General features: G+C 63.9%; 19 protein-coding genes and 1 tRNA gene. 9 read left to right on the plus strand and 11 right to left on the minus strand.

The features are described from left to right. The first annotated feature begins 1015 nt into the window (after positions 1-1015). Together VNH11_30335 and VNH11_30340 are read left to right on the plus strand one after the other, a co-directional pair. Positions 1016-1429: a PIN domain-containing protein gene (locus VNH11_30335; protein ID HVA50683.1), complete on the plus strand. Its 414-nt coding sequence runs from the start codon at positions 1016-1018 to the stop codon at positions 1427-1429. A gap of 622 nt (positions 1430-2051) precedes the next feature. Further along, on the plus strand, positions 2052-4394 hold the full coding sequence (locus VNH11_30340; GenBank protein ID HVA50684.1) for a CehA/McbA family metallohydrolase: 2343 nt from the start codon (positions 2052-2054) through the stop codon (positions 4392-4394). A gap of 176 nt (positions 4395-4570) precedes the next feature. Here the strand turns inward: VNH11_30340 and VNH11_30345 are convergent, their stop codons facing one another. The 8 genes from VNH11_30345 to VNH11_30380 form a co-directional block, all read right to left on the minus strand. Then, positions 4571-5206, minus strand: a complete 636-nt coding sequence (locus VNH11_30345) for a hypothetical protein (protein ID HVA50685.1) — start codon at positions 5204-5206, stop codon at positions 4571-4573. Positions 5207-5268: 62 nt separating this feature from the next. After that, entirely contained in the window at positions 5269-5847 is a 579-nt protein-coding gene (locus VNH11_30350) for a L17 family ribosomal protein (protein HVA50686.1), read from the minus strand. Between the two features lie 104 nt (positions 5848-5951). Beyond that, positions 5952-6941 (minus strand): DNA-directed RNA polymerase subunit alpha, encoded by a 990-nt coding sequence (locus tag VNH11_30355; GenBank protein HVA50687.1) that lies wholly within the window; start codon positions 6939-6941, stop codon positions 5952-5954. 75 nt (positions 6942-7016) lie between these two features. Next, positions 7017-7643 (minus strand): 30S ribosomal protein S4, encoded by a 627-nt coding sequence (gene rpsD, locus VNH11_30360; GenBank protein HVA50688.1) that lies wholly within the window; start codon positions 7641-7643, stop codon positions 7017-7019. 94 nt (positions 7644-7737) lie between these two features. Next, on the minus strand, positions 7738-8118 hold the full coding sequence (gene rpsK, locus VNH11_30365) for a 30S ribosomal protein S11 (protein ID HVA50689.1): 381 nt from the start codon (positions 8116-8118) through the stop codon (positions 7738-7740). Between the two features lie 18 nt (positions 8119-8136). Next, positions 8137-8520: a 30S ribosomal protein S13 gene (rpsM, locus tag VNH11_30370; GenBank protein ID HVA50690.1), complete on the minus strand. Its 384-nt coding sequence runs from the start codon at positions 8518-8520 to the stop codon at positions 8137-8139. Between the two features lie 84 nt (positions 8521-8604). Further along, positions 8605-8718, minus strand: a complete 114-nt coding sequence (rpmJ, locus tag VNH11_30375) for a 50S ribosomal protein L36 (GenBank protein ID HVA50691.1) — start codon at positions 8716-8718, stop codon at positions 8605-8607. Between the two features lie 195 nt (positions 8719-8913). After that, positions 8914-10707: an AAA family ATPase gene (locus VNH11_30380; protein ID HVA50692.1), complete on the minus strand. Its 1794-nt coding sequence runs from the start codon at positions 10705-10707 to the stop codon at positions 8914-8916. 415 nt (positions 10708-11122) lie between these two features. On the opposite strand from VNH11_30380, the gene VNH11_30385 reads away from it, so the two are divergent. From VNH11_30385 to VNH11_30405, 5 genes are all read left to right on the plus strand, one after another. Then, positions 11123-11419, plus strand: coding sequence for a hypothetical protein (locus VNH11_30385; GenBank protein HVA50693.1), 297 nt, complete (start codon positions 11123-11125; stop codon positions 11417-11419). 170 nt (positions 11420-11589) lie between these two features. After that, the gene (locus VNH11_30390; GenBank protein ID HVA50694.1) at positions 11590-12174 is read left to right on the plus strand and encodes a sigma-70 family RNA polymerase sigma factor; all 585 of its coding nucleotides are present in this window, start codon (positions 11590-11592) and stop codon (positions 12172-12174) included. A gap of 344 nt (positions 12175-12518) precedes the next feature. Next, positions 12519-12779 carry an acyl carrier protein gene (locus tag VNH11_30395; GenBank protein HVA50695.1) on the plus strand — a complete coding sequence of 87 codons (261 nt, stop codon included), beginning with the start codon at positions 12519-12521 and terminating at the stop codon, positions 12777-12779. Positions 12780-12875: 96 nt separating this feature from the next. Beyond that, complete coding sequence (locus VNH11_30400; protein HVA50696.1) at positions 12876-14159, plus strand: MBOAT family O-acyltransferase; 1284 nt, start codon at positions 12876-12878, stop codon at positions 14157-14159. Positions 14160-14330: 171 nt separating this feature from the next. After that, positions 14331-15467: a hypothetical protein gene (locus tag VNH11_30405; protein ID HVA50697.1), complete on the plus strand. Its 1137-nt coding sequence runs from the start codon at positions 14331-14333 to the stop codon at positions 15465-15467. On the opposite strand, the gene VNH11_30410 is transcribed toward VNH11_30405, so the two are convergent. The 3 genes from VNH11_30410 to VNH11_30420 are packed head-to-tail and all read right to left on the minus strand — an operon-like array spanning position 15426 to position 16888. Beyond that, positions 15426-15722, minus strand: coding sequence for a hypothetical protein (locus VNH11_30410; GenBank protein ID HVA50698.1), 297 nt, complete (start codon positions 15720-15722; stop codon positions 15426-15428). The two genes, VNH11_30405 and VNH11_30410, sit on opposite strands and share 42 nt — an antisense overlap. Beyond that, positions 15710-16513, minus strand: coding sequence for a nickel pincer cofactor biosynthesis protein LarB (gene larB, locus VNH11_30415; protein HVA50699.1), 804 nt, complete (start codon positions 16511-16513; stop codon positions 15710-15712). Before larB ends, VNH11_30410 begins: the two co-directional genes overlap by 13 nt. 9 nt (positions 16514-16522) lie before the next feature. Then, complete coding sequence (locus tag VNH11_30420; protein ID HVA50700.1) at positions 16523-16888, minus strand: TraR/DksA family transcriptional regulator; 366 nt, start codon at positions 16886-16888, stop codon at positions 16523-16525. Positions 16889-17045: 157 nt separating this feature from the next. On the opposite strand from VNH11_30420, the gene VNH11_30425 reads away from it, so the two are divergent. Next, positions 17046-21164: an AsmA-like C-terminal region-containing protein gene (locus VNH11_30425; GenBank protein HVA50701.1), complete on the plus strand. Its 4119-nt coding sequence runs from the start codon at positions 17046-17048 to the stop codon at positions 21162-21164. 96 nt (positions 21165-21260) lie between these two features. Then, positions 21261-21334: transfer RNA gene (locus VNH11_30430), tRNA-Met, on the plus strand. Positions 21335-21473: the final 139 nt, after the last annotated feature.

Here is a 21473-nt window from a genome sequence, read left to right on the forward strand (position 1 = left end):
GGCGGCACGCACGACGCGGGAGGGGAGAAGGTCTGTTGCGTGGCCGGCCTCTGGCGGTCAATCAGCGCTCGACCGAGGCAAGCTCGGGTCGTGGCGGGGAAGACACGGCGAGCGCGCCGCGCCCGTTTCGCGCTCGTCGGCGTGGCGATCGTCGCGGAACCGCGCTGCGCGGAGGCGAATCCTCGCATGGCGCAACAGGGCTGCTTCGCCCCGCCACCATTCCGGCCTTGTGCCGGTGGAGCGGTGATTGGACGCCAGAGACGAATGGCCCCGATCCGCCCTTTTCGCCCCCGTCGGTTGCCGCGTCGCGCGTGCGCGCCACCGCGACGCGGCGGCGGCACGCACGCACGACGAGGGAGGGAGGAGGCCTGTTGCGCGGCAGGCATCTGGCGTTCAATCATCGGTGCGCCACGAAAGGTGTTGGTGTTCCGGCGGGTGAAAGCCCCGCCCGGCAACTCGTCGCTCCAGCCGGAAGTAATCACCAGTGATGGTGGAGGTAACGAAACCGTCGAAGCCTTCGATGCAAAGGATCGCATAAGGCGATTCCGCGAGCAAGCAGGCCGGAACGCAAGTGAAACCGCTGACGAGCCCTCGAAAGAAGCGATGTGGGAGCCGAGAGCGCCCGATGATCGGGGAAGGCTGCCACTGTGGAGCACAAGCCTCTTCGCTGTGTAGGCAGGAGGCACGAGCAAGTGCATGATACCATTCTAACGGGTCCGGGCGAAGCGTATAATCATCGTTGGGGCCGCGAACTACGCGATCGGCGAGTGCAAAGCATGGCGACGAATCATTTGGGTTCATTTGACGCAATTTGGGAGACGGTGCGATATTGGCCCCCGGACGATCGGCGGTCGTTGGCATCGAAAATACTGTCCTCCCTTGCCGCAGCCGGGGAGGCGCCTTCCCCGGAGACCAGCCCCGCCGATCTCATTGGCGCGTGGAGTAATGCCGGCCCGCTGAGCGACGCGGCCGCGCAAACCTTGCTGGAAGAAGAACTTATGCGGAAGCACGGTTGATGCGGGTGCTGCTAGACACTAACGTCGTCCTCGACTCGCTGTTGGCTCGCGCGCCATGGCACGTCGATGCCGACGAAATCCTGCGACGATCTCAGCCTGGTGTTCTTGATCTAGCCGTCTCGGCGCTAACAGTCGCGAACCTCTTTTATATCGGTCGCAAACTCGTCGGCGCGGCGCAGGCCCGACTGGACGTTCAGAGGTGCCTTGCCGCGTTCGAGATTTTACCGCTCGACAAGCAAGCTTTGACTGACGCCGATTCCTTGCCGGGCAACGACTTCGAGGACAATCTGCAAATGGCTTCAGCCGCGCTTGCGAAGCTTGACCTCATCGTCACGCGAAATTTGGCCGATTTTGCCGGCAGCCCTGTTCGCGTCGTGACTCCGCCGCAACTCCTGGCTCTCTTGACACCGTAGCGGCGAGCCGCCGCAGCTCGTTCATCGCCCGACCGAGGCAAGCTCGGGTCGTGGCGGGCGACGACCCCTGCCAGCTTGCCTGGCAGGTGAAGAAGTTTGACGGGCTATAACAAACTAACCGTCTCAGTGTGGCAAACTTGCGCTCCTGCCGGACAAGCCGGCAGGGGGCGGCGTGATCGACTGCTGCGTGTGTTAGCCCGGCAAACTTGCGCTCCTGCCGGACAAGCCGGCAGGGGGCGGCGTGATCGACTGCTGCGCGTGTTAGCCCGGCAAACTGCGCTCCTGCCGGACAAGCCGGCAGGGGGCGGCGAGCTAGACCCGGAGCGAATTCAACATCGCCGCCATGGTTGTGCCCTGCTCCATGGAAGCATCGGGCCGGTACTGCCAGGCGGCGGCTTTCCGTTGGGGCGATTCGCTGATGGGGCAAGAATTGGAGATCCACAAATTGTGCCCTCCCTGGCGGGTCGGTAAAATGAAGGCTGCTCTGTCCGAAGGAGATCCTGTAAGGTGGAAAAAGGCGTCAGGCGAACGTCAAGTCGGATGTTCTTGAACCCTGAACCCTGAACCCTATGGTGGGCCGGCGCTCGCAAGCTCGCTTGCCCCACCCTACGATCCTTGCACCATGAACGCTCGACGATACTTACCCTTCTTCGCGGTCCTCTTCCTCGTGCCCGCCACGACCGGGGCCGCCGACGTCGCCAAGCTCCAACCGCCTGCGCTGCCCGTCGTCCGCCAGGTCGAGCTGCAACCGCTCAAGGCGCAGGTGCGGCGGGTGGTGCAAGCCCTCGGGCTGCTCGGCAGTCCGCTCGACGAGCGGCAGCAGGCGGCGATGACGGCGGCGATGGACGACGTCGAGCCGTCAACCTGCTTGCCCCATCTGCAAGCGGTGCTCGATCCGCTCTGCCTGGCCGCCGTCAACATCAACGCCGAAAGCCGGGTGAAAGTCGCTCCCGGCCCGGCCCCGCAAGAACTGATCGAGCACGGCTGGCGCGTGTTCCTGGTCAAGGTGCATAATGAGGCGGGCGTCACCGCTCGGCTGCGGGTCAGCAGTCCGAACGCCGCGCCGCAAGTGCTTCGTTCGTCCGGCAAGCCGAACGCGAAAGACACCATTGCGCCGGCCGAGTTGGCCAATCGCTGGATCGACGTGGCCATGTTCGACTCGCAGCCGCTCAACGCCGACCTTTCGGGCCTGGCCCTGGAATACCGCATCATCGAGCTTTACAGCCGCGACGCCGGCCAGCGCGAAGCGAAGCTGGCCTTCGACGTCGGGCAAGGGACGCAAGACCTCGGCTTCCGCAACGAAGTCAACCTGCTGTTCGGCTGCCGCTCCGCGGTCAAGGTCGTGCTGGAGGTGCTCGACGAAGACGGCCAGCCGACCACCGCTCAGTTCGTGTTTCGCGATCATCGCGGCCGGATCTATCCCTCACGGGCACGGCGGCTGGCGCCCGACTTCTTCTTTCACGACCAGGTGTATCGCGCCGACGGCGAGAGCGTACTGCTGCCGCCCGGCGACTATGAGGTGACTTACACCCGCGGGCCGGAATACCGCGTGCTGAAACGCGAGATCAGCGTGCCGTCCGCCGGCGAGCACCACGAGCGGTTTCAGCTCGCACGGTGGATCAAGATGGCCGATCTCGGCTGGTACTCCGGCGACCACCACGTTCACAGCGCCGGCTGCGCCCATTACGAGGCGCCCACCGAGGGCGTGACGCCGGCCGATATGATCCGCCACATCGTCGGCGAAGACCTGAACGTCGGCTGCGTGCTCTCCTGGGGACCGTGCTGGTATCACCAAAAGCAGTTCTTCGAGGGCGGCGTGAGTCAGCTTTCCACCCCGCACAACCTGATGCGCTACGACGTGGAAGTCTCCGGCTTTCCCAGCTCGCACGCCGGGCACCTCTGCCTGCTGCGGCTGACGGAAGACGATTACCCCGGCACGACGAAGATCGAAGAGTGGCCGAGCTGGGACTTGCCGGTGCTGCGTTGGGGCAAAGAGCAGGGCGGCGTGGTCGGCTTCTCGCACAGCGGCTGGGGCCTGCAGGTCGCCTCGCGGACGCTGCCCACCTACGAGATGCCGAAGTTCGACGGCATCGGGGCCAACGAATTTATCGTCGATGTGACGCACGGCGTGTGCGACTTCATCTCGGCCGTCGATACGCCGATCGTCTGGGAATTGAACATCTGGTATCACACGCTGAACTGCGGCTACCGTGCCCGGATCAGCGGCGAGACCGACTTTCCCTGCATCTACGGCGAGCGCGTCGGGCTGGGCCGCTCCTACGTGAAGCTCGGCGGCCAAGCGAGACAATCGCTCGATTACGACGCCTGGGTCAACGGCATCCGCGACGGCCGCAGTTACGTCGGCGACGGGCTCAGCCACCTGATCGACTTCCGCGTGAGCGACGGCGACCGCACGCTGGGCGTCGGCGAGCTGGGCGACGGTGACTCGTACGATAGGGGCCAAGCCAGCGTGCTGGCGGTCAACCAGGGCGACAAGCTGAAGGTATCCGCCCGCGTGGCCGCGTTTCTCGACGAAACGCCCAACGAAACCATCCGCAAGACGCCGCTCGATCAAAAGCCCTATTGGCATTTGGAGCGGGCGCGCACCGGCGAGACTCGCCGCGTGCCGGTGGAGTTGATCGTCAACGGCGAACCGGTCGCAAAGCGCGAGATCGAGGCCGACGGCGACATCCGCGAAATCGAGTTCGACTATCAGCCCTCGGCCTCGTGTTGGATTGCCTTGCGCATCTTTGCCAGCTCGCACACCAATCCGGTGTTCGTCGAGTTGGACGGCGCTCCGGTGCGGGCGAGCAAGCGGAGCGCCCAATGGTGCTTGGACGCGGTCGACGTCTGCTGGCAGAAGAAGTCGCCCGCCATCCGCGAGGGCGCCGAGCGCGACGCGGCCAAGCAAGCCTACGAAGCCGCCCGCGAGGCCTATCGCCGAATCCTGGCTGAGTGTCGCTAGGGCCAACTTATACTTCACGCGGCCGAGAATGAGACATTGGCGATGCCCCGGTGCGTCCAACCGGGGCATCACTTGGCCGCCACGCTGTTGAAGGGCGCCAGACGGTATCGGGCCAAGCTCTGCCCCAGCCACCGCTTTTGCTCGCGGAAAAAATGTCTCGTTCTCGGCCGCGTGAACTATAGACGCTCGACGCGAGCCAGCTCCGTTTCAGCCGGAATCAATCGCGGGGTGTTGATCCGCGTGCCATAAATGGGGCCGAAGGCGCCGCGCAACTGGGCAAAGTCGTATTGCAAGAACTCGTAGGTGGCCGGCGGCGGACCGAGCGCCAACCACTGGCGAGAGAGGCGCCGCATCTGGGCGTGATAGTGCTCCTCGCTGTGGCCGTGGGCATAGCAGCGGCCCGGCAGGCGGCGCACGTCGCCGTTGAACTGCGGCGAAATGTGCCACAGTTCGTGTACCACGGTCGCCAGTTTTTCCTCGAACGCCTGGTTCAAGAACCGCGGCAGGTAGAAGCTCAACAAGTAGAGCATCTCCTGCCCTTGCGCACCGTAGAGTCGCTGGATGGTCCAGTGCCGTCCGCCGCGGGTCGTCCGCAGGCGGCCTTCCTCGAAACGCAACGGCGTCAAGCTGGCCTGCAAACCATAGCCGCCGGGCCTTCGCACCTGGCAATAGCGTAGGGCCACGCGGCCCATGTCGATGTGCCGCATCTCCTCCAGCCGCTGGCAGAGATCGGCGCAGAGCCGAGAGACATGATAGGTGAAATCGAAGCCGCGCGACTGTGCCGGAGCGTTGGAAGTCGGTGCTTGCGCCATACACGTGCCCTTGTGCCAAGTCTTCTTCGACTCACGAACCAAAGGTTATGCGCTCGGCCGCGTCATTGGCCTTCGGCGGCCGATTCGAACTTCGGCGCCTGGGCCCGCTGCGTGGCCCGATCGCGCACGCCCACGAACTCGATCATGGCCCGCGCGCCGGCGTCGCCCAAGCGCGGCGTGGCCAGCTTCAAAATGCGCGTGTAACCGCCGTTGCGGTCGAGGAACCGCGGCGCCACCTGCTCGAACAAGACGCGCACGGCCTGCTTGTCGCCCAACATGGTCAGCACGCGGCGCCGCGCGGTGACGGCCGGCGCTCGCGCGGCGGCCCACTTCTGCCACTGCGGACCCTGCCGCCAGCGCTTCCACTCTTCGCTGTCGCGCTGGGCGTCGCTGCCGAACTGCAAGGCCTCTTCTTCGGCCCGCAAACCGCGTACGGCGATGGTGATGCACTTCTCGACGACGGGCCGCAGCTCCTTGGCTTTGGGAAGCGTGGTGATGATCCGGCCCTTGACCTTGGGAGCGTTCTCGTCGTGCTCGGCGTCGCGCTCGGTGAGAAACAGAGCGCTGGCCAGGTTGCGCAGCAGTGCCCGTTGATGGCTGGGCGACCGCCCCAAAACACGGCCTTTTCGTCGATGTCGCATGGCTTGGTTACCTCGTGTTGAGTTCTATGTTTAACGCCCAACGCCTATCGCCTTGAACGCGGTGGGCCGGCGCTCGCAAGCTCGCTGGTCCCACCCTACCCTCCTCACACCGACGATGCCGCCGGCACGCGCATGCCGAGCCGTAGTCCCAACTCGCCCAGCTTTTCGCGCACCTCGGACAGCGCCTGATCGCCAAAATTGCGGATGTCGAGAAGTTGGTCCGGCGTCCGGCTCACCAATTCCCGGAGGGTCTGAATGTTTTCCTGCTCCAGAGCATTCAGGCAGCGCACCGAAAAATTCAAGTCGGTCACGCGCTTGCTCAACCTCTCTTCGAGCATCGCCTCCGACAGCACCGGAGCGGCCGAACGGCCATCGCCAAACACCTGCGGGCCCAACTCGGAGTACTGAATGAACGGGTTCAGATGCTTGCGGAGAATCTTGGCGGCCTCCACCATCGCCATCTCCGGGCCGACGGAGCCGTTGGTCCAAATCTCCAAAGTCAGTTTGTCGTAGTTGGTCTTTTGCCCGACGCGCGTCTCTTCGATTTCGTAGCGCACGCGAACCACCGGGCTGAAAATCGCATCGACCGGAATAATGCCGATCTCGACGTTCGGGCTGTGTTCCGTGGCGGGCACGTAGCCGCGGCCGTTTTCCACCACCATCTCGATCTCGATCGGCACGTCTTCGGTCAGCGTGGCCAGCACATGGCTCTTGTTGATCACCTCCACCGTGTCGTCGGTCTTGACGTCGGCCCCCGTCACCAGGCCCTTGGCCTTCTTCTCGATGCGGATGACCTTGGTGCTCTCGCTGTGGTTCTTGACCACCAGCGCCTTGATGTTCAACACGATGTCGGTCACGTCCTCGACCACGCCGGGCAAAGTCGTGAACTCGTGCTGCGCCCCGTGAATCTTGACCTGCGTCACCGAGCTGCCTTCCAAGCTCGACAGCAAAATCCGCCGCAAGCTGTTTCCGATCGTCGTGCCGAAGCCGCGCTCGAACGGCTCGGCGATGAACTTGCCGTAGGTGGAAGTCAACGTCGACCGATCGCACGTCACTAGACTGGGCAACTCAAGCCCACGCCAACGAATCCGCATGTGAACCCTCCCGCGAAAAAAGACCGTCGCCTCGGCTGCGATCCGAGCGAGTCTGAAACCTCTATCAGCCAGTGCTTACTTGGAGCACAACTCAATGATCAATTGCGTCTGGACCGGAATCGAGACGTCGAAATCTTCAGGCAAGCGCGACACGCGCCCCTCCGGAATCGGTCCCTCGCCCAGCGTCAAGAAGTCGGGCACCTGGCGCTGATTCTCGGCCAGGTTCGCCTGCACGGCCTGCAGACTCTTGGCCCGGTTCTTGGCCCGCACCACGTCGCCCGGCTTGAGCAAATAGCTGGGGATATTGACCCGCTGGCCGTTGACCGTGATATGCCCGTGGGCCACCAACTGCCGGGCCTGGGCGCGGCTTTGGCCGAAGCCCAGCCGATGCACGACATTGTCCAGCCGCCGCTCCAACAAGCTCATCAGCGTGGCCCCGGTGTTGCCCTTCGACCGCTGCGCCTCGGAAAAGTATCGGCGGAACTGGCGTTCGAGGACGCCATAGTAGTGCTTCACCTTCTGCTTTTCGCGAAGGTGGATGCCATAGTCGGTCAGCTTGCCGCGGCGTTGGTTGTGCATGCCGGGGTTGGAATCGCGCCGCTCGATGCCGCACTTCGGCGTATCGCAGCGCGTTCCCTTGAGGAACAGCTTCATTCCCTCGCGGCGGCAAAGTCTGCAAACAGGTCCAGTATGACGAGCCATGGTGTACGGTTCAGAGTTCAGGGTTCAGGGTTCAGTCGCCAGCCCGATATAAATGCGCCACTTGATCTCCACTCGACTAGCTACTAACCACTAGCTAGACGCGACGTTTACGCGGGGGCCGGCAGCCGTTGTGCGGCAGCGGCGTGACGTCTTCGATGCTCTTCACCGTGATGCCGGCCGACTGCAAGGCGGTGATTGCGCTTTCGCGTCCGCTGCCCGGCCCTTTCACGCGCACGTCGACTTCTTTGACGCCGAATTTGATTGCCTTTTCGGCGGCCTGCTGCGAGGCGCATTGGCCGGCGAAGGGCGTACTCTTGCGGCTCCCTTTGAAGCCGCACGTGCCCGCACTCGCCCAGCAGAGCGTGTCGCCCTTGGTGTCGCTGATGGTTACGGTCGTGTTGTTGAACGTCGCCTTGATGTGCGCCACGCCCAGCGTGACATTGCGGCGCACCTTTCGTCGTTTGGTCTTGGCCACCGGTTAAATCCAGTCCTCTTATTTCAGGTCTTTGACGCCCTTCTTGCCGGCCACCGTCTTCTTGGGTCCCTTGCGGGTGCGGGCATTGGTCCGCGTGCGTTGGCCGCGAACCGGCAGCCCGCGTCGATGACGGATGCCGCGATAACAGTTGATGTCTTTCAGCCGCGAGATGTTCTGAGCCAGTTGCCGCCGCAACTGTCCCTCGACGACGTAGTCTTTGTCCAGCAGCGCCGCCAGCCTAGCCAACTCATCTTCGGCCAGGTCGCGGGCGCGGGCCGCCGGATTGATGCCCGCCTTGTGGCAAAGCTCGCGTGCGACCTTCTTGCCGACCCCGTAAAGGTATTGCAGCGAGATGATCGCCGGCCGGTCGTTCGGAATATCGACACCCAATAGACGTGGCATAACTTGTTGTTTCCCTTGAACTTAAATCGTCTCGCCCCTGCCTGGCGCAACGGGGCTGACGTTTCAGCGGAGCGGCCCTTCCGATCAGCCCTGGCGTTGCTTATGGCGCGGATTGCTGCAGACGACGAACACCACGCCGCGTCGGCGGACGAGCTTGCAGTTTTCGCAGATGCGTTTCACGCTGGCGCGTACTTTCATAGCCTGACAACTTCCTGATCGATCGGCCTGATTGAAAGCGACTGAGTATAAACCTAAGATGCCAAAGGGTTCAAGGGCCTCTCGAAAAGATTTTTTCGCTTCGGCACGCCGTCAGTGCTTGGCTAGCTCTGTCAGCCACCGCCTGGCATCCATCAATCAACGACGGATCGAGCATTAGAGGGGTTTTTCATTAATTCATAGGCCGCTGGACGCTTCGCCCGCGTCGTCGGTGCCGTTCACATCGATCGGCGCCGAGTTCGCTTCAATACTGGGGATGCTGCCAGGCAAAATCTGGGCAATGCGGTCCAAAGCGTCACGCACGTCGGCATGAATTTCGTCGGCCGCCGAGAGCTGCGCCAACATGTAAAGGTCGCGTTTGGGTAAGGGGGAGTGCGTCTTGCCGAGCAACTCGGTGAGAAAATCACTGGCCTTAAGATCGCGGAGGGCCGGAATGTCTCGGAGAAAGTCGATGCCCGCGGGAAAATTGGAGGCGAATTCCGCGTCAACGATTTGCTCGTCGGCTTGTGCAAACAGAGCATCCTGCCGATCTTGCAGGTAGCGCCTGACCAGCGCGGGCACGAGGAGGTAGTTTTCGATCTCGTATCTGCCCCATCGGAACATGTCGAGCCCCTCAGGGGCCCGCAAATCGCCGGAACGCTCCACGGCGTCGCGATCGACGATGACCAGCCCCTTGATTCGCTCTTGGGCCAGGCGCAGACACTGGAAATGCTTCTTGGCGTCATCCAGGTTGCCTTTGCCGTGCAATGGGACGACGTAAGGAAACCGCAGAAAATCGGCCGCCCGATGGTCGAGCACATTGGCCCAGCTATGAAGCAGCTTGTGGTCCGATCCGTCTTCCACATACAACACCGCACCGACGTGGTCCGCCTGCAGCAGGTCGAGTGCCGTCAATCGCCGTAGGGCCTCTTGCACGCGTTGCTTTTCTTCAGGCCGCAACAACCGCCGTGGCGATTGTCCGATGAAGGAAATGATTTGTTCGGGCTCCTCGCCGCTGAGCAACACCTCAGCATGGGTCGCCACAATCAGCTTGCAACTCCGGCGGTGGGCCACCAGGCGAAGGTGATCGAAGATCTCGCGCTGCAGAATGAAGTGCAGGTGGGCATCGGGCTCGTCCAGCAGGAGCACCGCTGCGCGGCGCGCGTGAAAGAAAGCCAAAAGCAGCAGCACCTGGTGGAATCCGCTGCCGGCGTTGGCGATGTCAAGCTTGGGCGGGCGCGATGCCTTGTCTGCCGGGTTCGGTTTGGGTCGATACTCGCATACGACATAGGGCCGCGCCTCGGAGAACTCCGGCGGGAGCAACTCGCATTGAAAGAGCCGCTCGATGTCGCCCTGCAGGTCTTTCCAAGCTTGTTTACCGGCGGGGGCTTCCCAGATCTCAAGCAGCAGGTTACGGACGATCTCGCCGGGCTTTCCCTCACCTACGAGCTTGTTCTGAATGCCGGGAGCGTGACGCGGTTCCTGGGTTCCGATGCCCGAGAATGCCGGCACATGCACGACGTTCAGAGACTGCGCAAATTCCGGCAGCTTCTCGATGGGGGTCGGGTTGTCCGGCGCGGTGACCGGCCGCACGTAGACCATTTTTTCGTTCGCATACATGAACTCGATGGTCAGCGACTCTTCCACACGACGGCCTTGACCGACGGTAACCTCGATGTAGATCGGGGCGGACGTGGGCTGTTTCTTGCCGGGCACTTTTCTGGCGGTGTGTCGGTTCAGCCAGAGTAAGTTCATCTCGCGGAGCGGCAGCGCGGTAAACTCGTCCAGGACCAAGCTGATCCGCCTCTTTCCGCCGCTCTCCCCTCGCTCAGCCAGCCAACGTCTCAGAGCGAGATGCCACGCCGCGATGGCGTGCAGCAGGGTGGTCTTGCCGGAATTGTTCGGTCCGGCCAGTAAGATGGAATTGCCGGTGAGATCGAAGACCTGATCGGCAAACCGCTTGAATCGAACCACGCGAACGCGGGCAATCACCAGGACACTCCAAAAATGGCAGAAGCCCGGCAGTCGTGCGACCACGACACGCCAGGCGGGAACACGTGTCCCCATAGAATACCAAAAAACTGGGTGCTCGTAACCGCTTGGCAGGCCGTGGATTGCAGTTCGCGGTTCCTTTTGTGCGGCGCTGAAATGGGGGGTCAGTTCGTGCTGGGGCGGCGAAACCGCCGTTTAAAAAATCGTTTTTCCGCGCGAACCTTTTGCCGGCCCGTGCGTCGATTACGGTATCTGCCGGGTTCATTTCCCGGCCGATGACGGTATTTCGCCCCCTTGCGCTTGACGGCGCGATCTGGGCATGACAGGCTTAAGCGTAAGAGGGCGGGCGATAACGGATTCGCCCGCCACGCGTAACTTCTCTCCAATCGCGCTAAATAAGCGCAAGAAGGTTGCCATGCGGAACATCCTCCACACCTTGACCAATTCGACCGTTGCTGGCATTCGCCAGGACCGCCTGGTCGTGGGTACGGTGGAGGTGCGCCGCGATAACCTCTTGTGCATGCGCGACTTCTATCAACACGCCACTCAGGCGGCGGCCAGGTTTTTAGCGGCACTCGAACGCCTGCTCAAGCCGGCCACGGCCCTGGCGCTGACAACGGTCCCGGCGAGTTCATGCTCGCAGACCGGACCAGCGCCGCGGTGCTGGCAGCGGAAACCCGCCGCCCAGCACCCTTCCGCCAGACGGAGCTAAGCGGTCGCCCGATTCGGGCGAACCCTCAGCACTGATTTTGGACGGAAGGCGGCCGCCGGGCTGCGAAGCGCGAGATCCATTGCGATCTTTCATTCGCCGACCGTGACTTGCCCCGTTTTTTTTGCGTGTGCCTGTGGCCGCAACGTTTGCGGCAGCAAAAGGAGAGAATCATGACCGCCCTTGAAGAGACCGAAGAACTGACGAACGAGAAGCTGGAGTTGGTGGCACGGGTGCGCGCCGCCCAACAGGGCGACCGCGAGGCCTTCGGCCAACTGGTCGAGCAGTTTCAGGGGGTCGTGTTCGGCACGGCCCTGCGGCGGCTGCGCGACCGGGGCGAGGCGCAGGAACTGGCCCAAGAGGTGTTCGTGCAGGCCCTGCGCAAGATCGGCCAACTCCGGCAGCCGGAGTGCTTCGGCGGCTGGCTGCGGGCGATCGCCAACCGGTTGGCGATCAACCGGCAGGTGCGTCGTGGTCCGGTCATCACGGCCGAGCGCGAGACGTTGGAGGCGATCAGCCAGGACACCGACACGCCGTTGGCCAACGTGCTGGCGGCCGAGCGTCGGCGTCAGGTGCGGGCAGGTCTGCGCCGGCTGGGACCGCTCGACCGCAAGACGCTGGTGGCGTTCTACGTCAAGGGCCACTCCTTGATCGAGATGAGCGACGAGTTCCACTCGCCGGTCGGCACGATCAAGCGCCGGCTGCACGTGGCCCGGAAGCGGCTGGCCCGCGAGCTGGAGGAGCTGGCTCCGGCGTAAGCGTGGGTGGCCCGGCCGGACCGCAAGGTCCGGCCGGGCCGGCGGGGGTAGTGTCTTAGATTTGGGTTTGTCTCACGAACGCAGCCATCCTCGTAGGGTGGGAGCGGCGAGCTTGCGAGCGCCGGCCCACCATCGTTCGGCATGAGGCATCAGGTTGTTCGTCCTGACGCCTGACACCTGAAAGCTGACGCCTCTTCGTGGTGGGCCGGCGCTCGCAAGCTCGCTGGTCCCACCCTACGCTTTCCCCCCGTGGCCATTTGGCACGATCGCTACCACCAGCACCGACTTGCCCTTTCCGGCCGGCGTTGCTTGCAAGCCGACGCCGGCTGTCGCATAATGGTCGCATGGATGCCATCCTTGCTCGGCTCGAACAGATCTTTCGCACCGTCCTGCTGGACGACAGCTTGACGCTGACACCCCAAACCAGTGGGAAGGACTTGGATGGCTGGGACTCGCTCACGCACGTGACCGTGATGGTCCATGCCGAGCGGGAGTTTGGCGTCCGGTTCACGAGCTCCGAAATCTCCGGATGGCAGAACGTCGGCGAGCTGGCGGAGCTGATCGAGGCCCGTCTGCGGCAAAAGGTCGACGCGGCCGCGCATTGACGCCAGCGGCGGCGGCGGACAGGCGGAGGTAAGTTAGGGTCGAGGTGGGCGAGCAAGAGGGTGGCCGACTTCGTGCGAAGCGGATTCTGACACGAGATGGACCTATCCACACTCGATCTCTATGGCCCAGGCTTCTGGTGCGTCCTGGCGCTGGCGGTGCTGGTGCTGCTGCCGATCGTTTCGCCCGTGCTGCGCAAATGGGCCTGGGCCGCCGTCAACCTGGGGTTTCTCGGCCTGCTGCTGGGCGCTCCCGATCTGCGCCGCGTTTGGGATCTCGTGCAACGATGGTCACTGCGAGATGGGGCGGCGGTGGTGTTTTCGTCCGGGCTGGGCATGGCGTGCGCCGGCGTGCTGGCGGTTTGGATTGTGCTGCGTGCGATCGAACGTCGCCGGCTGAGCGTCTTGCCGCTGATCTTGGGAGGCTTGGCGGTCTTGGGCCTGTTCGTCATGCACAAGCTCTCGGTAAAAACGCTCTACGACGCCGACGGTGTCAGGGAGGCGCTCGACGCCGTTGGACTTTCCCGCGACCGCGTGCAGCCGCTTAAATCAGTGCTGCTGGCGATCGGATTTTCCTACGTGGCGTTGCGGCTGGTCGAAGTGCTGCGGCTGACGCACGAGGGACGGCACCCCGCTCCCGATTTGCCGTCGACGGTCAATTACCTGCTGCCGTTTCACATGCTTGCGGCCGGACCGATCCAGGGTTATGCGGATTTCGTGGCGCAGCCGGCCGTGCCGCCGCCCCTGACCGCCTCGGATGCCCTGCGCGGCGTCGAGCGGATCGCCCACGGATTGTTCAAGAAGTACGTGCTGGCAACCATCGTCGATCGGGCCTTTTTGACGCACTTCAGCGCCGGCTTTCCTTATATGGGCGTCGAAATGGTGTTGTTTTATTTCTGGATCTACCTCGATTTCAGCGCCTATAGCGATATCACGGTCGGGGCGGGCCGCTTGATGGGCGTGGCCACGCCGGAAAACTTCAACCGCCCTTACGTGGCGCGGAACCTGATCGACTTCTGGGACCGTTGGCACATGTCGTTGTCGCGGTTCGTCTACCGCAACCTGTTCATTCCCGTGCAGCTGGCGCTGCTCCGCCGCGCCGGTCCGCAGAGGGCGCTGTGGTGCGCCAGCGTGGCGTTCACCGTGGCGTTCGTGCTTTGCGGCCTGTGGCACGAGTTGAACTGGCGCTGGCTGATGTGGGGCGTGCTCAACGCCGCGGGGCTGGTGACGGTCAACTGGTACCGCGCCTGGCTGCAAAAGCGGCTCAGCCGTGAAGCCATGAATCGTTATCGTGCCAATCCCGGCATCCGGGTGGCGGCCTCCATCTTGACGCAGGTCTTTTTCGCCTTCACGCTACTGGTAGCGAATTGGCCGCGAGAATAGAGTGTAGGGTGGGGCAAGCTCGCTGGTCCCACCCTACGATGACGATTAAGTGAAAGCGAAAAATGGCAGGTTCGAAATCGAACGAAGGCGGCATCCCGTTCTGGCAGTTTGTCCTGCGGCTGCTGTGGGTGGTGGTTCAACTCCTGTTGGTATATTGGCTAGGTGAAAGCGGTGCGCAGTTTTTTTACCAAGGTTTTTAGACGGCTGGCGGCGGCGGGCTTCGACCTCTCGCGCTATCGCGGCATTCTCGTCGTGATGGCCGGCGTGCTGCTGGTCTTCGTGGCGATGCACTACGTGCTGGGCTTCACGTTCGGCAGCGACGCCGCCGCGCTGCACCCGCGGCAACGGCCGCTGGGCTGGCAGATGTACGAAAAAACCTGGGGCCGGGTGGCGGCCATCGACCGCTTGCACCTGCACGGCCAGTTGCCGCCCGGCACGCGGCTGGGGGTTTATATCGGCGTTTCGACGACCGCCACGGGCATCCAGCGCAAATACCTGGACGCCGGGGCCACTTCTGCCGACCGTTGGATCGTGCTGACTGGCGCCGGCTTGAGCTTCGAGAACCTCGAAAGCGTGATGCAGCCGATCTTTTTTTGCAGCTTGAAGCCGTCCGTCGTCGCGTTGGGAGTTCATCCCCAGATGCTCGTGGGCGAACGTTATCTGGGCGATGAGCCGACGATGGTGCCGCAGGCGGTCGTCGGCCGCCGTCTCCGGTCGTTGCGCACGAGCCTGGCTTTTCTGAGTCCGTTGAGCGGCATTTATATGCACTGGGGCATTTTCCACCGCATCGTGGTCGGTCACTTTTTGCGATCGCACATTTACTCTTTGCGGCTGTGGGTGTTTCGTCTGGCGGGGGTCAGCGCCGAGCGGTTGTTCGCTCCCAGTCCCGAGCCGTGGGACGACGATCCGCTGTGGCTTTGGCACCTGGACGACCGGGAAGGCGAGTTTTCCCACCTGCAGATCGACTTCTGGTCGAAGCGCGGGCACTTCAAAGCCGAGAATTACGATCCTGACGGCGACCAGGCACGTTCGTTTGTCCGCATGTTGCGCGACTTTCGCAAGCTGGGGGCCAAGGTCTATGTGATCAACATGCCGATGCGGTCGAACATCCGGCGTCAAGTTCCGCCCAACGCCGAAAAGTGCTTTCGGGACGTGATCGCGAGCGCGTTTCCGGAAGATCCGCCGACGGTGGTCGACCTGCACGACGCGATGCCCGACCAGTTTTTCACCGACGAGGCGCATCTGTCGAAAACCGGTTCCAACAAATTATCGAAGATGGTCGCCGAGCGCCTGCAAGCGCCGGATTGACGCGCCGCGCCCCGCGGTCGAGAATGGTTTATTCGCCGCGACCGCTGTCGGTTGGATCCGCCACCACGGCAGGGCGGGTTGATACGTGCGTCGTCGGTATCGTGCCCGAATCTCTCGCGGAGCGACGACGCGGCGTCGGCTTTCCGCGGCATCCAAACGGTCGCCGTCTTCAACCTCCCCCAGCGCTTCGGCAGACACCCGGCCGTTTTTGGCCAGCGTGCCGTCGTAATCCGTGGCGAGCGTCAGAAATCGCATTGATCCACACCTATCGCCCTGTTGCGTCCGGCCGCCTTTCGGGCAATCAAGCTCGCCACATAAGCGCCCTTGAATCCAGCGTCGATATTCACCACCGTCACGTTCGCCGCGCAGCTATTGAGCATGCTCAACAGCGCCGCGATGCCGCCCAGATTGGCGCCGTATCCCACGCTCGTCGGCACGGCGATGACCGGGCAATCGACATAGCCGCCGACCACGCTCGGCAACGCTCCTTCCATGCCGGCGATCACCACCAGAGCGTCGACGCCCGCCAGCTCCGGCAGCCGGGCAGGAAGGCGATGCGGCCCGGCGACGCCGACGTCGTAAACCATCGTCACGCGCACGCCCATCCAATCCGCCGTCTCGCGGGCCTCTTCGGCCACCGGCAAATCGCTGGTGCCCGCCGTAATGATGCCCACGTGGCCTTGCGGCGACCGTTCGGCCTGCGGCAGACGCGCGAGCGGGATTCGAAATATCCGGCCGACCGGATTGTAAACCGCGCGGTCAAATCGCAACAGCAGCGGTTCGGCCTGTTCGGCGGAGATGCGCGTGGCCAGCACCTGGATGCCGTTGGCCAGCAGCCCCTCGAAGATGTTCGTCAAAGCATCGACCGACTTTCCTTGGCCGAAGACGACTTCGGGAAAGCCGCAGCGCCGCGTGCGATCGAGATCGAGTTGGGCCACGCCCACGTCGGCGATGGCGCGTCGCGAGAGCCGGTCGGTGAATTCGTCGACCGATAGCTCACCGCCGAGCAGTTGCTCGGCCAGCAAACGAAGGCTCTCGACCTGCATGAGCGTTGCTTACTGCTCGGCGGCGACCACTTTTTGGGCGCAGTCGATGCAATAAGGGGTGTAGGGCAGGGCTTCCAGGCGGTTCTCGGCAATCGGTCGGCCGCACTCCTCGCATCTGCCGTAGTTGCCCCGCTCGATGCGGTTCAGGGCCTCGCGAACGTCGTTGAGAAGGGCTTCTTCGTTGTGAATCACCTCCAGGGCGCCGTCCAGGCCCTCGCTGTCGCGATCGGCATTGTGCGTCGGCACATGCGACAGGTCGCCGCCAGGATTCGCTTTTCGCGGCACTTCTTCGATGAGGTGGTTCACCTCGCCGTTCAAGCGGTCACGAATCTCCACCAGCCGCTGTTTGCAATTTTCCAATGCCGCCTTACGCATAGAAGCGATTCTCCGTCTAAACTTGGTAGTGCGGTAAATCAACCGGCGCCGGCAGTGCAACCGCCGTACCAAAGTATTCTAGCATGGTGGGCCGGGGATTGCACGTGTTCGGTATAATTCCCAGAACGCCCGCCTACCGCGTCAGAAGAGCACATCGATGAGATCGCCTCCGCCAACACGACTCGCTAGTTTTCTGATCGCGGGCCTCGCTTGGTCGATCGCGGCCGAAGCTTTGGCCGACACGCCATCGAAAAACCCTCCGCGCCGCGCCGGCGTCCATTGGACGTTCCGCGACGTCGCCGTGCAAACGTTGCTCGAACGCTTGAAGCGCTTCGGCGTCGAAGTGCCGGTCGAGTTGTCGGGTCAGGTCACGGTGCGCCTGTCGGCCGGCGCTCCGTGGCGGTCGCTGTGGCGGCCGAGCGCCTACGAAGTCGAGGGAGACCTGACTTCGCCTTCGCTCACCGTGGCCGGCTTCGAGCTCAAAAGCCTCTCGCTGCACCTTGTTTACGCCGACGGCGCCCTGCGGCTCACCGACATGAAGTTCATCGTGCCGGACAAGGACGGCCGCGATGGAACGGTGTCGGGCACGGCCCGCATGCAGGCGCGTCCGCCCGGCGATCTCACCGCCGAACTTTCGCTCGTTCAATTGCCGCTGGCCACGCTGTTCGACCGCGTACACCAACTGTCCGGACATGCCAGCGGCACAGCCTCGGGACGCTTCAGCGGGCGGGTGCCGGTCGATGGCATTCGCGACCCGGCTCGTTGGCAGGCCGCCGGGCGTTTGACGCTGGACGACGTGCAAGCGGTGGGCCTGCCGCCCGGACGATTGACTCTCGATCTGCGGTTGGCCCGCGGCCGCGCGGCGCTCAGCAATCTGTCTGCGACGCTGGCGCAGGCCCGGCTCAGCGGCTCAGCCGATCTGAAGTTGGCCGCGCCCTACGACTTCACAGCCCGATTACGCGCGGCGGTGCCCGACCTGGCCTGGCTGAAGAATCTCGACGCGGAGTTCGCGCCGCCCGTGGCGGTCGACGGATCGTTCTCCCTAAGCGCGGACGCCGTCGGCGCGCTCGAACCGCGGCGCGTTCGCGCGCGGGGCGCGCTCACCGGCCAGCAGCTCAAAGTTGAAGACATTCACATCGACCGCTTGCGGGTGCCATTCGAAGGGACGCTGGGCCGCGTCCGCCTGACGGCCATCCGCGTCGATCTCTACGGCGGCCAGGTGCTGGCCAACCTGTTGCTTCCCACCGAGCTGGCCGGAAACGTCGGCGCGGGCGTGCGAGTGCGAAACGTCGACGTCGGACGACTGGCGGCCGACGTGCTCGGCCAGCGGCAGCCCTGGCGCGGCTTGGCCTCGGCAACGGCCCAATGGCAAGCGCCCGCCCAGCGGTTGCTCGATCCCGAAGCCTGGAACGGCCAAGGCGATTTTGCCGTGGGCCGCGGCAACTTGCTCGGCATCGACGTCTCCCGCGTCGCCGGCAACTTTACGCTTGGCAACGGGCAAGTTCGCGTGACTTCTGTGACCGTCAATTCGGCCTTGGCGCAGCTCACAGGCAACTTCAACTACGAGATTTCCGAAAAGCGGGCCACGGTGTCTCAAATCGCCGGCCGTCTCGGCGGCGGTACGGTCAGCGGCTCCGCCCGGCTGGGGTTGGCAGCGCCCTACGAGTTCGGCCTCAAGCTCGCGGTGGCCAATGCCGATCTTTCCGCCGGCAATCGGCTGGCGACCAACCTGCGGCCGCCCGTGCGGGTGGGCGGCCTGATGAACGCCTCCGCCGACCTGCGCGGCGAGCTGGAACCGCTCGAAGTCGACGGCGGCGGCAACTTCAACGCTCGCAACCTGCGGTTCGACGGAGCGAGGGTCGACTCCCTGGCCTTCGATTTTTCGGCGGCCCGCGACAGCATCACGGTTTCTCGGCTGGCGGTCGTCGCCTACGCCGGCCGCGTCGATGGCACGATCGCGATTCCCCTGGCCGAAACCAGCCAGGGCAACCTCGATCTTCGCTGGCGGCGCGTCAATTTTGGCCGCATGTTGGACCAGATCGGCAAGCAAATCGGCAGCGTCGCGAGCGTTCTTCCGCCGAATCTCGCGCAGGCCGTCGCCGAGTCACGCTTCGAGGGTTGGACATGGGGGCACGTCACCGCGGCCGCGCCGGCCGGCAAACTCACCGACCCGACGAATTGGACGGGCGATGTCGACGTCTCGCTGGCCTCCGTGCGCGCCTTCGGCTGGTCGATGAAGCAGGCCTTCCTGCGCGGAACGCTCGCCGACGGCCGCGCGGAGCTGACCCGGCTGGCCTTCGATCTGGACGACACCCGGCTGCGCGGCACCGCCAGCCTGAATCTGGCGGCACCCCACGATTTCCAGGCGAAAATCACGCTCGACAACGGCCATCTCGCCGACGTCAACAAACTTCCCCGGTCGCTCCGTCCGCCGCTCAAGCTGGCTGGCGATTTCAACATTTCGGCCGACGCCAGCGGCACGCTCGATCCGCTGGAAGTGACCGGCGACGGCTCGTTGACCGCCCAGGCGATTGAGGCCGGCGGCGCCAAAGTCGATGCTCTCGATGTCCAATTCACGGCGTCAAAAGACAAGCTCGAACTGACGCGGTTCCGGGCCGATCTCTATGACGGAAGCGTCCATGGCCGCGCCTTCCTTGCCTTGACGGGCGAGGAAGCCGGCCGGACCGCCTTCGACTGGGAGGGGATCGACCTGGGGAGCCTGCTCACCGACATGGGTCGATTGCCCGTTCGCTTGAGCGGCCAGATTAGTGGCAAGCTCGGCATTGCGGTTCCCGCCGGCCGGCTGGCCGACATCGCCCGTTGGAGCGTCCATGCCGAGTTCGATACCTCTCCATTGCTGGCGGGTTCGGCCGCCTTGGGTCAGTTGAGCGGCCGCCTCGACTATGAACGCGGCACGCTCGATTACAACGTGCATGGCGCCGTCTTGCGCGGAACGCTCGAACTCGCCGGTCGCTGGCAGCCGAGCGCTCCGCCAGGCGAACAACCCGTCAACGAGGGTCGCTTCGAGCTGGCGGCCGTGCAGTTGGATGCGCTCATGCCGCTGTTGGAGGCGCGGGGCGTGTCTGGCCTGCTCACGGGGCAGATCAGCCTTCGCGTTCAATACGAGCACGACGCGCACAGCGGTCTGCCCGCCGGCACGGGCGACGTGTCGATCGACAACCTGACGCTCAACGGCATTGTGTTGTTCGACGAGCTGCGCGGCGTGGTGCGGCTGGCGGGCGAGCAGGTGGAGCTGGCCAATCTTTCCGGACTTTTCGCCGACGGCTCGTTGACAGGCTATGCGGTCGTGTATTTGAATCCGGCCCGTCGCGGCACGTTCCGCATCGGTCTTTCAGGCGTGGAGCTGGCGCAACTTGTGGCGCTCTCGCCCAAAGCGGCGGTGCCGGTGCGCGGCACGCTCGACGCGCAACTGCAAGGCTTTTTCGGCGGCCGTCGCCCGGTGCAGGTCAACGGCGCCGTGGCGGTCCGCGAAGGTCGCGCGGCGGGCATCGAATTCAGCGGCCTGCGCCTGCCGCTGGCCGGCAACGTCGACACCGGCGGCCGCGGCGTCATTCAACTGCACGGCGCCAGCGGCGAACTGGCGGGGGGCCGCGTCGTGGGCGACGTCGACCTGACCTTGGCCAATGGCCTGGGAATCAAGGGCAAGGGAAAGTTTACGCGCATCGACCTGCGGACCTTGTTGCACTCGATGGCCAGCGCCAGCCGGCTGGCCAACGGCAAGATCAGCGGCCTGTTTACTCTGGCCGGACGGAACGTGCGGACCATCAACGAACTGACCGGCACGTTGAATGCCACGCTCAGTGACACGCAGGCCATGTCGCTGCCGGTCTTGCAGCAGACGCTCCCTTACCTGACCGGCGGCGTTTCCGGCTCGACCACGTTCGACGAAGGAACGCTGCGGGCCAATCTCTCGCGGGGGGTTGTTCGCGTCGAGCGGTTCTCGCTGGCCAGCGGCAGCATTCAGATTTATGCGCAAGGCAACGTCTCGCTGGCCGGCCGGCTCAATCTGAACGTCACGGCCAAGACCGGCCAGTTGAACGCCCGTGCGCAAGTGGTTGCCTGGCTGGCGGCGCGCGTGGCGTTGGTGGCCGCGCCGCCGGTGGGCCTGCTGCTGGAGGCGACGCAGTTTCTTTCCAACCAGGTCGTGAACTTGGAAGTCACCGGCACGGTCCGTTCGCCGACCATTCGCGTCAAGCCGCTCGAATTGCTCGGCCAGGAGGCCGCGAGGTTTTTCCTCTACCAGGGCATACCGTGACCGGATCGAAATGTCGCACTCGGTCGCAAGGCCGCAGTTCCCAAAAAAACCGGCTGGACGCCCGCCAATAATCCGCTATAATTGGGTTACGAATGACGCGGGGTGGAGCAGTCCGGTAGCTCGCGAGGCTCATAACCTCGAGGTCGCAGGTTCAAATCCTGTCCCCGCCACTTTTTAAGGCCGCCTCCATGTGAGGCGGCCTTTTTTTGCGGTTTGTTTCAGCTATCTCGACCTTCGCTGATGGACCTGACGAGGAAAAAACGCCGTCCGCCGGAATCGTAGACCGCTCACTCCGTGAGCGGAACGGCC

It is taken from the genome of Pirellulales bacterium (assembly GCA_035533075.1).
GTDB lineage: Bacteria > Planctomycetota > Planctomycetia > Pirellulales > JAICIG01 > DASSFG01.

Bases quoted from the DNA above. Each gene is read 5' to 3' on its own strand.
- VNH11_30335 (HVA50683.1), top strand. From the start codon at position 1,016: ATGCGGGTGCTGCTAGACACTAACGTCGTCCTCGACTCGCTGTTGGCT.
- VNH11_30340 (HVA50684.1), top strand. From the start codon at position 2,052: ATGAACGCTCGACGATACTTACCCTTCTTCGCGGTCCTCTTCCTCGTG.
- VNH11_30345 (HVA50685.1), bottom strand. From the start codon at position 5,206: ATGGCGCAAGCACCGACTTCCAACGCTCCGGCACAGTCGCGCGGCTTC.
- VNH11_30350 (HVA50686.1), bottom strand. From the start codon at position 5,847: ATGCGACATCGACGAAAAGGCCGTGTTTTGGGGCGGTCGCCCAGCCAT.
- VNH11_30355 (HVA50687.1), bottom strand. From the start codon at position 6,941: ATGCGGATTCGTTGGCGTGGGCTTGAGTTGCCCAGTCTAGTGACGTGC.
- rpsD (HVA50688.1), bottom strand. From the start codon at position 7,643: ATGGCTCGTCATACTGGACCTGTTTGCAGACTTTGCCGCCGCGAGGGA.
- rpsM (HVA50690.1), bottom strand. From the start codon at position 8,520: ATGCCACGTCTATTGGGTGTCGATATTCCGAACGACCGGCCGGCGATC.
- rpmJ (HVA50691.1), bottom strand. From the start codon at position 8,718: ATGAAAGTACGCGCCAGCGTGAAACGCATCTGCGAAAACTGCAAGCTC.
- VNH11_30385 (HVA50693.1), top strand. From the start codon at position 11,123: ATGCGGAACATCCTCCACACCTTGACCAATTCGACCGTTGCTGGCATT.
- VNH11_30390 (HVA50694.1), top strand. From the start codon at position 11,590: ATGACCGCCCTTGAAGAGACCGAAGAACTGACGAACGAGAAGCTGGAG.
- VNH11_30395 (HVA50695.1), top strand. From the start codon at position 12,519: ATGGATGCCATCCTTGCTCGGCTCGAACAGATCTTTCGCACCGTCCTG.
- VNH11_30400 (HVA50696.1), top strand. From the start codon at position 12,876: ATGGACCTATCCACACTCGATCTCTATGGCCCAGGCTTCTGGTGCGTC.
- VNH11_30410 (HVA50698.1), bottom strand. From the start codon at position 15,722: ATGCGATTTCTGACGCTCGCCACGGATTACGACGGCACGCTGGCCAAA.
- larB (HVA50699.1), bottom strand. From the start codon at position 16,513: ATGCAGGTCGAGAGCCTTCGTTTGCTGGCCGAGCAACTGCTCGGCGGT.
- VNH11_30420 (HVA50700.1), bottom strand. From the start codon at position 16,888: ATGCGTAAGGCGGCATTGGAAAATTGCAAACAGCGGCTGGTGGAGATT.
- VNH11_30425 (HVA50701.1), top strand. From the start codon at position 17,046: ATGAGATCGCCTCCGCCAACACGACTCGCTAGTTTTCTGATCGCGGGC.